Here is a 12,328-nt window from a genome sequence, read left to right as displayed (position 1 = left end):
GGGACAAATGGGACAAGGGCGGCGACTTCTGCAAACCGGCGGGTGCGGACAAAAGGGCGCGGCGATGCGCGATCCCGGTGGTTTCGCGCCCGGTTCGCGCGGGTTCGTCCCCCGGTTTCACCCGCCGGCCGGTGAATCCGGGCAACCCCCACCCCTACCGGACGCGCACCCGCCCCACCCGGTACGCCCCGTCGGAGGTCCGCCCGGCGGTGGCGAGCGCCATCGGGGCCAGGTAGCCGCGGGGGTCGACGACGGCCAGGCGCAGCTGGTAGGTCCCGCGCGGGACACCGACGACGGCGCGGCTGCGGAAGGTCCGAACGCCGGCCAGCAGCCGGCGCAGGTCGCCGCGCAGCGGCACGGTGGCCACCGTGCGCCCGGCGCGCACGAGGCGCAGCTGCAGCCGCCAGTCGTCGTAGGTGGGCGCGGAGCCGGTGTTGACGAAGCCGGTCCGCACCACGAACGATCGGCCCGGGCGCACCGTGCGCGGCAGGGTCAGGCTGCGCAGTCCGTAGCGGTAGCCGGCGGTGCGGACCGCGTTCAGCCACCCGGCCCGCTGGGCGGCCGACATGGCCGCGTAGGCCACCGGGAAGTTGCCGCTGGAGACCGTGGACACGTGGTAGCGACGCACCTGGCGGGCGCCGAGCACCGTGCTCGATCCGCCCGCGTGGCACCACTCCGAGAGCACCGGAGCCGTGCGCCAGCGTCGCTGGAGCGCCCGGGAGGTGGCGACCAGCGAGTACATGTTCGGGGCGCCCAGGCAGTCGGCCCGCAGGCCGATGCGGGGACTCAGCGACATCGCGATGGCCGTGCCGGTGGCGTCGCTGGCGTTGATGACGACGTGGTCGCGCGGGAAGTTGTCCACGACGGCGGAGATGATCGCCCGCATCGTGGCCGGCGTCGCGGCCGTGCCCTCGCCGTCGGTGTGCCACTCGCCGTACTTGCCGTAGCCGCCGACGTCGATCACGCCCAGCCGCGGGTCGTCGCCGTACCTCGCACCGAGGTGGGCCATCAGGCCCTGCCAGGCGCTGATGAAGGTCGGGCTGTTCCAGTCCGGGATGCCGTCGCCCTGCGTCGGCAGCCACGACGGCACGGTCGAGTCCTGCATCCAGCAGCCGGGGCACCAGGCCATCACCCGGAAGCCGAAGCGGCCCCCCTTCGCGGCCGCGTCGGCGAGGCCCTGCTCGAAGCGGGAGTCGTCGAACGTGCCGAGCGTCGGCTCGACCTGGGCCCAGCGCACGGCGTCGCGGTAGTAGGTGTCGGGTACGGCGACGCCGGTGGGCTGCGCGCTGTTGCCCTGCCACTCGTACTCCCCGCGCAGCGTGTTGGCCACGATCGCACCGGCCGCGAGCGGGCGCGGGTGGAACGTCACTGCCCGACCCCGGGCGGCGTCGGCGGGCGCGGTCGCCAGTCCAGCGACCAGCCCCAGGCCCAGGGCGGCCAGGCACACGCTCGCCAGGCGACGGTGAGGGCGATTCATGCCTCAACGGTATGAGCGAAATGTAGACTTGGTGGGGTTTCGGTGAGAGCCGGGCCCGAGGGCGGACGCTCGCACCAAGGACGGATCCGATGTCGAACCAGAACCAGGACCTCTACCGCGACGACGACGCGGTCCAGATCTACGTCGGCATGAGTCTCGTCGGCCGGCCCGAGGCGCGGGCGCTGGCCGACCTGGAGCCGACGGTGCGCGAGGGCCGCGTGCTCGACATCGGCATCGGTGTCGGCCGCACGGTCCCGGTGCTCTCGGAGCCGGCCGCGAGTTACGTCGGCATCGACTACTCCGAGCGCATGGTGGAGGTGGCCCGCTCGCAGTACCCGGGCGCCGACCTCTCCTGGGGCGACGCCCGCGACCTCTCCCGGTTCGCCGACGACAGCTTCGACCTGGTCGTCTTCAGCTTCAACGGCATCGACAGCGTCCCGCCCGACGACCGGCTGCTGGTGCTCGCGGAGGTGCGGCGCGTGCTCGATCCGGGCGGGGTGTTCCTGTTCTCCTCCCACAACCGCGAGTACGAGCGGTTCAACCTGCTGCCGTGGCAACGGACACGCCGGTTCGGACGTCGCACCCTGGTCGCGTCGGCGCACGCCCTGCGCCACCTGCCTCGCCACCTGCGTCTGCGCCGCGGCGAGGTGCACACCGAGGAGTACGCGATCATCAACGACGAGGCGCACGACTTCGCGCTGATGCACTACTACATCTCCCCGGAGCGGCAGCGCGCGCAGCTGGGCGCCGCCGGCTTCGGCACGGCGCGGCTCTACGACGCCTTCGGCGAGGAGGTGCTCTCCGGGAGTGCACCGACGTCGAACTGGATCTACTACGCCGCTCGCGCCTGAGCCGCCGCTCACATCCGCCGCAGCCGCTCCTCGGCCAGGGCGAGGTCGAGCTCGGTGTCGACGTCGATGCCCTCCACCTCGGCCATGACGAACAGCGCGATGCGCCCGGCCAGCCGGTTGTGGTGCTCGCGGTAGACCTCGGTCCGGGTCAGGTAGAGCGAGCCGGTCTCACGGTAGAGCAGGTCGTCGGGCGACAGGTCCTGCCGCCGGAGCCGGTGGGCGACGTCGTAGGCCGCCGTCGGCGGCCGGCCGGCGCGCCACATGAACGGGGCGTGCGGCACGACGCCCACCATCGAGTCGACGTCGGCGGCGGTGAACTCCGCGACCGATCGCGACAGCGTGCCCGGCAGCCGCACCGGCGAGGTGGCCTGCAGCAGCATCACGACGTCGGGCTCGCGGCCCGCGGTGGTCATCTCCTCGATGGCGTGGAGCACCACCGGCTCGGTGGCGGTGGTGTCCTCGGCCAGCTCGGCCGGCCGGACGAACGGCACCTCGGCCCCGGCCGCGCGGGCGACCTCGGCGATCTCGGCGTCGTCGGTGGAGACCACGACGTCGACCGTCGGTCCGGCGTCGTCGGCCAGCTCCCGGGCCAGCTCGCGGGCGTGCTCCACCGTCCAGGCCAGCAGCGGCTTGCCGGCCACGTCGCGGACGTTCTTGCGCGGGATCCCCTTTGAGCCGCCGCGGGCGGGGACGAGCACCAGCAGCCTCACAGCAGCCCCTCGATCGCTCGGGCCACCAGCTGTGCCGGTGCGGTGGCGGGCAGCGGCGGCGCCGGCGTCGGGTCCTCGCCCCAGCGCCGCATGCCGTAGCGCGCCCAGAACTCCGCCAGCCACGGCGGCGGGTCGGGGAGCTCCACCCACGCGGGCAGGCCGCGGGCGGCCGCCTCCAGCACGCCGGTGGAGAACACGCTCACCACCGGGGTGCCGAGCTCGGCCAGCGGCGGTCCGTCGCGCTCGACGACGATGCCGGCCGCCTCCCAGCGCGCGTGCTGGCGTCGGCTGGCCCGGTCGCGCTCGGAGGGGTGCGGCCGGTAGCTTGCGCCGGTCTCGCGGCAGAAGGCCTCGGCCGCCGCGGCCAGCACCGGGCGCGGCAGCTCCGCGCCGTGCAGCTGCCCCAGGTACGTCGGCGGTCCGGCCGGCGTACGCGGCACGTCGTCGTCGCCGCCGGCCGCCGCGGTGGCCTCCCACAGCAGCTGCGCGCCGACCACTGCCGAGCGCACGTCGTCGCGACCGGCGCACCAGAACTCGACGTCGGCCTCGCTCCAGGCCAGCAGCCGGGCCGAGGGGGGCAGCGGCGGGGCGTGCGGGGTCAGCAGCCCGTGCTGCACCACCACGAAAGGCACGTCGCGGCTTGTGGCCAGCGCGAAGCCGGCGCCGCCCAGCGGTAGGTAGTGCCCGGCCGAGACCACGAGACGTACGGAGTCCAGCGACCGGTCGAGCGTGTCGGCCGACCACGGCGCGGAGCGCCATCCGGCCGAGGTCGGCGCGAGCCCGGGTGGTGCCAGGACGGCCACGCGCTCGCGGGGCAGGTGGGCCACCGGAGCAAGCAGTGCCGCCCGGTTGCTGGGCGAGCCGCTGTCGAGGGCGACGAGCACGTCGGGTGCCTCGCCGCCGCGGGTGAGCACTCCGCGCGCCGGGCGCGGGCGTACGCGCGTGAGCACCGACCGTGCGGGGTGGCGGGAGTCCTGCCAGCGCTGCCAGGCGCGCAGGTCCTGCGGATGGGTCAGCCCCACGTGGACCACAGCTCCTCCAGCACGCCCACGCGGTGGGCGAAGGTGTGCTCGGCCAGCGTGCGCTCGCGACCTCGCGCCCGCACCGTCTCGGCCCATCCCGGCTCGTGCCGGGCCCGGCGGACCAGGTCGACCAGCTCCTCGACGCCGGTGAAGGTGAGCAGCTCGACGCCGGGCTCGTAGAGCTCGCCGACGTCGTCGCGGTCGAGCAGCTGCAGGCCGCCGACGCCGCTGGCCTCGAAGGTGCGCATCGTGAAGCCGTCCTGGTCGCCGTGGAGGTTGAGCGCGCCGCCGGCCCCGGCCATCAGCCGGTAGCCCTCGGCCCGCGAGACGTCGCGCCCCGACGGTACGCCCGGACGGGCGCCGCCCCAGGTACGCGCGCGGTCGAGCAGGTGCCGCGACCAGTCGCGCCCGAAGGCGCGCACCGGCACCCCGGCGGCCTGCAGCCCCACCAGCACCTCCTCGCGCGAGAGGTAGCGCGCGCCGATGAACACCACGTCGTCGGTGCGGGCCACCTGGTGCAGGTCGGCGACCGCCGGATCGAAGGCCAGCGGCAGGTAGCGCAGCCCCAGCGCCGCCGCGTCGAGCGGCGAGTACGTCGCCACCGGACCGACGGCGCGCAGCGTCTCCGGGCTCCAGCCGGTGCGCCGGACCTCGTCGTAGAGCCAGAGCACGCGGGGCACGCGGGCCGCGTCGAGCTCCTCGTAGAACGCCGGCCCCAGCCCGTCGCCGCGTACGACCACCACGGCTTCGGGCCGGCTCTCGCGCAGCAAGGCGACGGCGCGCCGGGTCAGCGTCCCCTCGGCGCCGGTGGCGGGGCGGCCGGCCAGTCGGGCGGGCAGCTCCCGGCCGAGCTTGTGCGCCACCAGCGCGCCGGCCGACCGCTGGTCGTAGGGGTGGGCGCGCACCTGGTGCCCGGCCGCGGAGAGGGCCGCCGCGATCGAGCGCCAGTAGCCGTGGAAGCGCGGCGAGACCAGCAGCACCCTCACGAGGTGAGGCCCCGGTCGGCGAGCTCCTCCAGGGCGTCGTCCCAGGCCGAGGCCCGCGCGCCCGGCTGGTCCCAGGAGCGGCGGACGAAGTCGGCGACGGCGTCGGCGGTGGTCCACGCGGGCAGCGGCGCACCGCTCTCGCGCAGCCGGGCCAGGTCGGCGCACGCGTGCTCGATGTCGCCGGCCCGGTGCACGTCGAGGTGCACCACCTCCACGGCCGCGTCGACGCCGTCGGGCCGGCCGGCGATCGCCTGGTGGGCCAGCTGCAGCAGGCTGGTGCGCACACCGGTGCCGGCGTTGAGCACCCGCGGCGCCCCGGTGTCGCCGGGGTGGTCGACGAGCCAGGTCAGCAACACCGCGACGTCGGCCACGTGCACGAAGTCCCGGGTCTGCGAGCCGTCGCCGTAGACGGTCACGGGCCGGCCCTCGCGGAGCATGGCCAAGAACGCCGCGAGCACGCCGGTGTAGGGGTTGTGCAGCGCCTGCCCCGGGCCGACGACGTTCTGCGGCCGCACGATCGTCACCGGCACGCGGCCCGCCGCCGGCAGCAGCGCGGCCTCGCCCTGCGACTTGGTCTCCCCGTACACCGAGACCGGGTGGTGCGGGTCGTCCTCGCGGGAGGCCACGGGCGCTCCGTCCTCGTAGCGTCCTTCGCCGTAGACCGCCCGCGAGCTCAGCGCGACCAGCGGCACCTGCCATCGCGCGGCGTGCTCACCGGCCAGCGTGGTGCCGCCGACGTTCACCGAGCGGTAGCGCTCCTGCTCGTACATCGACTGCGCGGTGCCGGTCTCGGCGGCCAGGTGCACCACCGCATCGGGACGGGCCAGCGCGGCCCACGCGCCGGGGTCCGCGACGTCGCCGCGCACCACCTCGCCGGGGAACGTGCGCACCGCGGCCTCGGCGTCGGCGTGCACCTGCGGCACCAGCAGGTCCAGGGCCGTGACGTCGTGGCCGCCGGCCGTGAGCGCGCGGGCGAGGTGCTGGCCGATGAAGCCGGCCCCGCCGGTGAGCAGCACCCTCACGACGTCGACCCCAGCGGCCGGGCCGGCACGCCGCCGACGACCTGGCCCGGCGCCACGTCGCGGGTGACCACCGCATGGGCCCCGACGGTGGCGCCGTCGCCGATGGTCACCCCGCCGAGCACCACGGCGCGCTGGCCGAGGAAGACGTCGTCGCCGATGACCACCGGGCCGGATCCGTGCACCCGGTGGCGGTCGACGCGGTCGTGGTCGGCGGAGGCGACGAAGACACCGTCGGCCAGGACGCACCCGCTGCCGATGCTCACGGGGTCGATGGCGTGCAGGTGCACGCCGTTGCCCAGGTACGTGTGGTCGCCGATGGACAAGGTGCCGCCCGCCTCGCACTGCAGCCAGACGTCCTCGTAGATCGCGCAGTCGCGACCGATCGAGACGCCGGCCAGACCGCGCAGGGCGTGCGGTCGCACGATCACGGTGCCAGGGCCCAGGGCGGCGAACCGGTGGCGGGTGGCGGCGGTCCGCGCCCGTCCCAGGTGCCAGCGCAGCCCGGCGCGCAGCGTCATCGCCCAGCCCCCCAGATCAGCGCGAGCTCCTCGCGGGCGACGCCGAGCGGGTGCAGGTCGCGACCGGCCAGCCGGCGGCAGGCGTTGACGGCCAGGTTGGCGCCGGTGGCCGCGGTGAGCGCGGCCTGCAGCCGGCGCCGCCCGCCCCACTTCTCGGCGTACCGCAGCCGGGAATCGACCAGCCAGCCGCGCCGGCGGGTGCTGTGGGACGACCCGCCGCCCACGTGCACCAGCGTCGGCTCGGCCAGCGCCACGGCGCGGACGCCCTGCTCGCGCAGCCGGCGCTGAAGGTCCACCTCCTCGGCGTTCATGTGGAAACGCTCGTCGAAGCCGCCGGCGGCGGCGAACGCTTCGGTCGGCAGCAGCATCGCGGCGCCGACCACCCAGTCGACGACCTGCGTACGGCCGCGGGCGCCGACGTCGTGGCCGACCGCCCGGTGCCACCAGCCGCGGTCGCGGTAGCGGGCCAGGGGCGTGAGCCACTCCACCGCCTGCTGAGTGGTGCTGGGGAAGCGACGGCCGGTCCAGGCCTCGACCCCGTCGCGGTCGACCACCCTCGGGCTCACGACGGCAGGCTGCCACGAGGCGGCCGCCCGCAGCAGGTCGGACACGAGGGTCGGCCCGACCTCGACGTCGCTGTTGAGCACCAGCAGCCACGGCTGGCGGGCCCGGGCGGCGCCGCTGTTGACCGCACTGCCGAACCCGCCGTTGACCCGGCGACGGACGACCTCGACGCCGGTGTCTCCCGGCTGCCCGGGAACGGGCTCGGGAAACGGCTCGGGAAACGGTTGGGGGGAGGCGTCGTCGACGACCACCAGCTGCAGGTCCACCCCGCGCTGGTCGCGCAGGGCGTCGAGCAGTCGCAGCGTGGGCGCCGGGTCGCCGTAGTGGGGGACGACCACGCTCACGCCCGCCGTGGGTGAGGGCTGCGCGCTCATCGCTCCGAGAAGGAGGTCGGCTCGCGCTCGGCGCGCGGGTCCAGCGAGCCCAGCTCGACCAGGTGGGCGAACTCCGCGTTCTGGGCCGCCACCTCCTCGAAGCTGCCGCGGCTGACCACGCGTCCGGCGTTCATGAACAGCAGCGCGTCGCAGTGGCGCACGGTCGAGAGCCGGTGGGCCACGATCACCATCGTCATCGTCCCGCGCAGCGACTCGATGGTCTCGGTCAGCCGGCGCTCGGTCTCGTTGTCCAGTGCGCTGGTGGCCTCGTCGAGCACCAGGACCTCGGGGTCGCGGTAGAGGGCGCGAGCGATGCCGATGCGCTGCCGCTGGCCGCCGGACAGGCGTACGCCCCGTTCGCCCACGGTGGTGTCGAGGCCCTCCGGCAGCGAGGCGATGAGGTCGGTGAGCTGGGCCCGGGCGAGCACCCGCTCCAGCCTGTCGAGGTCCTCCTCCTCGTCGAAGCAGATGTTCTGGCGCAGCGAGTCGTCGAGGAGGTAGACGTCTTGCGGGACGACGGCCAGCCGGGCCTGCCACTGCGGCAGGTTGTCGAAGACGTCGACCCCGCCCGCCCGCACCTGTCCGCCCGCCGGCCGGTGCAGCCCGAGCAGCACGTCGACCAACGTGCTCTTGCCGGCGCCGCTGGAGCCGACCAGGGCCACCGAGGACCCCTGGGCGATGTGGGCGTCGACGCCGCGCAGCACCAGGTCGTCGGGGGAGTCGGCGTAGGCGAAGGTGAGGCCCTCGACGTCGATGTCGCCGCGCGGCACGTCGCGGGTGCGCACCTGCTGCTCGGCCAGCTGCCGCGCGGCCTCCTGCTCCTGCCACTCCGCGATCAGGTGCATCATCGGTTCGCGGGCGTAGCGGACTCCGCCGACGCTGGAGATCAGTCTTACCGTGCTGGGCAGGATCCGGCTGCCGGCCGCGACGAACAGCCCGAGCACCGAGAGTCCGTGGGCGGTGCCGCCGGTCGAGGTCGCCACGAAGGCCATGAGCGCGATGCCGAGCACGAAGATCACCTCGAAGAGGTACTTGGGCACCTCCGAGAGCAGCATCGACATCGCCCGGGCCCGCGCCGAGTCGCGCCGGGCGTCGTTGTAGCGCTCGACGAAGAGCGCCTCGGCGTGACGCAGCTTGACCTCCTTCACCGCGCCCATCGCCTGCAGCGACGTACGCGCGGTGATCTTGCTCGAGGCGACCATCCGGTCGCTGGCCAGCGCGCTGCGCCGCCGGACGAAGCGCAGCATCACCGACCCGGCCGCGCCGAAGTAGATGAGCGCGAGCAGCGTCGGCAGCGGCGCCACCACCAGCAGCGACCCGAAGACCAGCACGATCGTGAAGAGCTCGCTGAGCATCGCCAGCCAAGAGGTGATCCCGTTGGCGAAGGTGATCTGCACCGCGCTCTCCACGGTCCAGATCAGGTCGGAGGTGTTGCGGGTCAGGTGCCAGGCGTACGGGCCGCGCAGGTAACCCTCGAGCAGCCGGGTCGACGTCGCCGCCTCCTGGGTGGCCATGAAGCGCAGCTGCCAGGTGCGCACCAGCACCGTCACCAGGCCCTTGAGCGCGAAGGCCGTGACCACGACGCCGGCCAGGGTGATGAGCAGGACCCGCGAGGAAGGGAAGCCCAGCAGCCGGTTGACGAAGCCCAGGCTGCCCGCGTACGGGTTGGTGCGGGTGACCAGCTGCATCATCGGCAGCATCGCCAGCACCCCGAGGGTGTCGAGCACCGAGAGCAGTACCGAGCCGGCGATGGAGAGGGCGAGCCGCTTGCGGGTGCCCGAGGAGAGCAGCTCGGCGATGCCATCGGGAAGGCCGACCACGGAAAGTCACCTCTCGCTCGTGGGCAGAACGGCTGCGCGGGAGGACCGCACTCCACCATTCTGGGACTCATGGTGCTGATGTGACGACTGTTTCGTACTATTGCCTTCTATTCTGGCATTCCGGACGCTCGGCTGACCGAGCCGACCGGACGGTTCTCGGGGCGCGCGGTGGGAGGAGCCCGGCGAGATGATCCGCCTCATGGCGCCCGACCTGCCCGCGCTCTCCGGCGGCCTGAAGGTCATGTACGACCTCGTGGCCGGACTGGAGTCCGCGGGCCTGCCCGCGCGGGTCTGGCACGGCCGTGCCGGCTTCGAGGTCGCGGGGCTGGCCGGGACGGCGCCGGTCGAGGCGGCCCCGCGGGTGCGCCTGGAGCCCGGCGACCTGCTGGTGATGCCCGAGGTCGGCGGGGCGAAGTGGAGCGGGCTCAACCCCGAGGTGCCGACCGTCATGCTGGTGCAGGGCATCGACTTCCTGGCCGGCGGCGCCGCCTTCGACCGGGCGCTGCCCGGCACCTACCCGGGCTGGCCCCAGGCGGTGGCCGCGGTGGCGGTCTCCGACGTCATCGAGGAGTACCTGCGCGCGCTGAGCCCGGAGCTGGTCGTGCACCGGGTGCCGGTGGTGGTCGACGCCGAGCGGTTCGCGCCGCAGGCCAAGGAGCGGCTGGTCTCCTTCATGCCGCGACGCCGGCCGGAGGACCTGATGGCCGCGCTGCAGCTGCTGCACCGCCGCGGCCGGTTCGCGCCCGGTTCGCGCGAGCCGTGGCGGCTGCAGCCGATCGAGGCCATGACCCCGGCCCAGGTGGCCGACGTGCTCGGCCGCAGCGCGGTGTTCCTGGCCGGCGGCGAGCGCGAGGGCTTCGGGCTGCCGGCCGCCGAGGCGATGGCCGCCGGCGCGCACGTCGTCGGCTGGACCGGGCACGGCGGACGCGAGTTCCTGCTGCCCGAGCTGGCCACCACCGTCGACGACTCCGACGTCGTGGCGATGGCCGACGGCGTCGAGGCGGCGATGGACCTCTTCGAGCACGACCGCGCCGCCTTCGACGCCCGAGCCCGGGCCGGTCGCGACCTCGTCACCAGCCGCTACAGCAGGTCGGCCCAGCAGCAGGCCCTGGCCGAGGCCTTCGGTGAGCTGCTCGCGCCGGGGTCGCCGGCGCTCGTCCGCGAGCCGGTCGTGGTCACCCACACCGGTGTGCACGCGCCGCCGACGTCGCGCCTGGGCCGGGCCTACGTCGCCGCCCGCACGGTCGGCGGCCGGGTCAAGCGGGTGCTGCGGCGGCGGTAGCACCGGGGCGGCGGAGGAAGGCCGGCGGCGCGAAGAGCCACCGCGGTCCCACCCGGTCGGTGATCGCCACCAGCAGCAGCGAGCCGCCCAGACCGACCAGCAGGCCCGCGCCGATCAGCACCGGCAGCGAGTCCACCCCGAGGTGGGTCAGCGCGATGCGGCAGCCCGAGGCGAAGGCGATGTGGGCCAAGAACACCTCCAGCGAGCGGCGCCCCAGCCCGGCCAGCGCCTCTCGCAGCGGCGACGCCGCCACCAGCCGGGCCACCCCGCACGAGAGGGCCAGCCCCAGGACGACCGCCAGGACGCCCGCGCCGATGCCGTCCGGGGTGCGCGGCACCGTCGAGTCGCTCGGGTTGACCGGTGTGGTCACCACGAACAGCGCCACCAGGCCGGCCACGGCGACCAAGGCCGCCGGGGCCGCACGGCGGTCGTGCGCCACCGCCTGCAGCCGCGCGTGCCCGACCACCACGCCGAGCACGTACCAGACCGCCAGGCCCATGCCCTGGATGCCGCTCCAGTGACCGAAGTGGCCCCAGTCGAGCAGGCTCACCGCGGCTGCGACCGCCAGCAGCGCCCAGCGCCGACCGGGGGAGCGCCACGGCGCGACCAGCACCGTCACCACCGTCAGCACGGCCAGGGTGGGCAGGAACCACAGCTCGCCGAGCGGGTGCCACAGCCCGGCGAGGATGTCGCGCCACGAGATCGGGGTGTTGACCAGGCGGCCCGGCGCCAGCTGCACCGCTCCCTGGATCACCGTCCACACCACGAACAGCCAGGCCAGCAGCACCAGCCGTGAGCGCAGGTAGGCCGCGGTGCCGTCGCGGGTCGCCGCCCGCGCCACGAACGCCCCGGAGAGCAGCACGAACAGCGGCAGGTGGAGCACGTAGAGGGCGGCGTCGAGCTTCACGTACCAGGTGCGCGAGGGGTCGAGCTCCTCGCCCGCGGCCAGGCCGCGGGTCACGTGACCCAGCACGATCAGCACCATCGCCACCCCGCGACCGATGTCGAGCACCGGGTCGCGGCGGGCGGCTGCGTCGCTCACCGGTGCCGGCGCAGGCACGCGTCCCTCGGGTCTTCGAGGTCCATCAGCAGCGTGACCACCGAGTCCGGGCTCGGCGCCTCGTGGTCGGACCAGCGCAGCTCGATGCCCGCCGCGGCGAAGCGCTCGGCGGCGTCCTCGCCCAGGTACGACGCGCCGCCGGCGCCGGAGAGGTAGGCGTCGCCGCCGGCCGCGTGGACCTGCTCGACCAGCCGGTCCAGGCCGCGTCCGGCGGGCGGCTCGGTGACGACGAGCGGGGTGTCGATCCCGAGCAAGTCGCGGACCACCTCGATGAGGGACAGGTTGACCTCGTCGAGGTGCGTGCCCTCGCAGGCCGCTATCCGCTCGAGCAGGTCGGTGCCCCGCTCGCGCCAGTACCGGGCACCGGCGTAGCGACCGCGGATCGCGGCGACCAGCCGGTCCTGCCAGCCCGGCTGCACCTCGACCTCGGTGATCGGCACCAGGCTCGGCTTGCCCACCAGCTGGTGGGACACCCAGGTCTCGCGCATCGTCACGCGGCGCTGGTAGCCGTGCTTTTGGAACTGGTCGTGGCGGGCGACGACGAAGACGTCGCTGACCGCCATCTTGAACCAGAACCCCGAGTAGGGCAGGAGGTCGGGCTGGTGGATCGCGACGAGCGTCATCGGATCGGGTTCATCGGAT

12 protein-coding genes are annotated in these 12,328 nt (G+C 74.5%); 2 read left to right on the top strand and 10 right to left on the bottom strand.

The window, feature by feature from the left end; translation table 11 throughout:
* Window positions 1–154: 154 nt before the first annotated feature.
* Complete coding sequence (locus D9V37_RS15860) at window positions 155–1,477, bottom strand: DUF4832 domain-containing protein (protein ID WP_147455973.1); 1,323 nt, start codon at window positions 1,475–1,477, stop codon at window positions 155–157.
* Window positions 1,478–1,566: 89 nt separating this feature from the next.
* Here D9V37_RS15860 and D9V37_RS15855 point away from each other — a divergent pair, with 89 nt between their 5' ends.
* Window positions 1,567–2,328, top strand: a complete 762-nt coding sequence (locus tag D9V37_RS15855) for a class I SAM-dependent methyltransferase (RefSeq protein ID WP_121807141.1) — start codon at window positions 1,567–1,569, stop codon at window positions 2,326–2,328.
* A gap of 8 nt (window positions 2,329–2,336) precedes the next feature.
* On the opposite strand, the gene D9V37_RS20765 is transcribed toward D9V37_RS15855, so the two are convergent.
* From D9V37_RS20765 to D9V37_RS15820, 7 genes are read right to left on the bottom strand one after another with little or no spacing between them, the layout of a single operon-like run.
* Window positions 2,337–3,038, bottom strand: coding sequence for an acylneuraminate cytidylyltransferase family protein (locus D9V37_RS20765; protein WP_121807140.1), 702 nt, complete (start codon window positions 3,036–3,038; stop codon window positions 2,337–2,339).
* The gene (locus D9V37_RS20760; protein ID WP_121807855.1) at window positions 3,035–4,060 is read right to left on the bottom strand and encodes an RNA-binding protein; all 1,026 of its coding nucleotides are present in this window, start codon (window positions 4,058–4,060) and stop codon (window positions 3,035–3,037) included. Before D9V37_RS20760 ends, D9V37_RS20765 begins: the two co-directional genes overlap by 4 nt.
* A complete protein-coding gene (locus D9V37_RS15840; RefSeq protein ID WP_147455972.1) occupies window positions 4,051–5,046 on the bottom strand; it encodes a CgeB family protein in 996 nt (331 codons plus the stop codon). Before D9V37_RS15840 ends, D9V37_RS20760 begins: the two co-directional genes overlap by 10 nt.
* Window positions 5,043–6,068, bottom strand: a complete 1,026-nt coding sequence (locus D9V37_RS15835; protein ID WP_121807138.1) for an NAD-dependent epimerase/dehydratase family protein — start codon at window positions 6,066–6,068, stop codon at window positions 5,043–5,045. Before D9V37_RS15835 ends, D9V37_RS15840 begins: the two co-directional genes overlap by 4 nt.
* Entirely contained in the window at window positions 6,065–6,586 is a 522-nt protein-coding gene (locus D9V37_RS15830; RefSeq protein ID WP_121807137.1) for an acyltransferase, read from the bottom strand. The genes D9V37_RS15835 and D9V37_RS15830 overlap by 4 nt, the downstream gene beginning before the upstream one ends.
* Entirely contained in the window at window positions 6,583–7,494 is a 912-nt protein-coding gene (locus tag D9V37_RS15825; RefSeq protein ID WP_198412601.1) for a glycosyltransferase family 2 protein, read from the bottom strand. The genes D9V37_RS15830 and D9V37_RS15825 overlap by 4 nt, the downstream gene beginning before the upstream one ends.
* Before the next feature lie 26 nt (window positions 7,495–7,520).
* Window positions 7,521–9,344 carry an ABC transporter ATP-binding protein gene (locus D9V37_RS15820; protein ID WP_121807135.1) on the bottom strand — a complete coding sequence of 608 codons (1,824 nt, stop codon included), beginning with the start codon at window positions 9,342–9,344 and terminating at the stop codon, window positions 7,521–7,523.
* 187 nt (window positions 9,345–9,531) lie between these two features.
* Here D9V37_RS15820 and D9V37_RS15815 point away from each other — a divergent pair, with 187 nt between their 5' ends.
* The gene (locus tag D9V37_RS15815) at window positions 9,532–10,626 is read left to right on the top strand and encodes a hypothetical protein (protein WP_121807134.1); all 1,095 of its coding nucleotides are present in this window, start codon (window positions 9,532–9,534) and stop codon (window positions 10,624–10,626) included.
* On the opposite strand, the gene D9V37_RS15810 is transcribed toward D9V37_RS15815, so the two are convergent.
* Together D9V37_RS15810 and D9V37_RS15805 are read right to left on the bottom strand one after the other, a co-directional pair.
* Entirely contained in the window at window positions 10,601–11,668 is a 1,068-nt protein-coding gene (locus D9V37_RS15810; RefSeq protein WP_147455971.1) for an acyltransferase family protein, read from the bottom strand. The two genes, D9V37_RS15815 and D9V37_RS15810, sit on opposite strands and share 26 nt — an antisense overlap.
* Window positions 11,665–12,309 carry a WbqC family protein gene (locus tag D9V37_RS15805; RefSeq protein ID WP_121807132.1) on the bottom strand — a complete coding sequence of 215 codons (645 nt, stop codon included), beginning with the start codon at window positions 12,307–12,309 and terminating at the stop codon, window positions 11,665–11,667. Before D9V37_RS15805 ends, D9V37_RS15810 begins: the two co-directional genes overlap by 4 nt.
* Between the last annotated feature and the right edge of the window lie 19 nt (window positions 12,310–12,328).

The organism is Nocardioides mangrovicus, assembly GCF_003674065.1.
In the GTDB taxonomy this organism is placed as follows: domain Bacteria; phylum Actinomycetota; class Actinomycetes; order Propionibacteriales; family Nocardioidaceae; genus Marmoricola; species Marmoricola mangrovicus.
Note: the sequence above shows the minus strand (reverse complement) of the source record. Positions and strands in the feature narration are given on the sequence as shown.

What these genes read in the sequence shown, in the direction of transcription:
- D9V37_RS15860 (WP_147455973.1), bottom strand. Translation starts at nt 1,477, where the DNA reads ATGAATCGCCCTCACCGTCGCCTGGCGAGCGTGTGCCTGGCCGCCCTG.
- D9V37_RS15855 (WP_121807141.1), top strand. Translation starts at nt 1,567, where the DNA reads ATGTCGAACCAGAACCAGGACCTCTACCGCGACGACGACGCGGTCCAG.
- D9V37_RS15830 (WP_121807137.1), bottom strand. Translation starts at nt 6,586, where the DNA reads ATGACGCTGCGCGCCGGGCTGCGCTGGCACCTGGGACGGGCGCGGACC.
- D9V37_RS15815 (WP_121807134.1), top strand. Translation starts at nt 9,532, where the DNA reads ATGATCCGCCTCATGGCGCCCGACCTGCCCGCGCTCTCCGGCGGCCTG.
- D9V37_RS15805 (WP_121807132.1), bottom strand. Translation starts at nt 12,309, where the DNA reads ATGACGCTCGTCGCGATCCACCAGCCCGACCTCCTGCCCTACTCGGGG.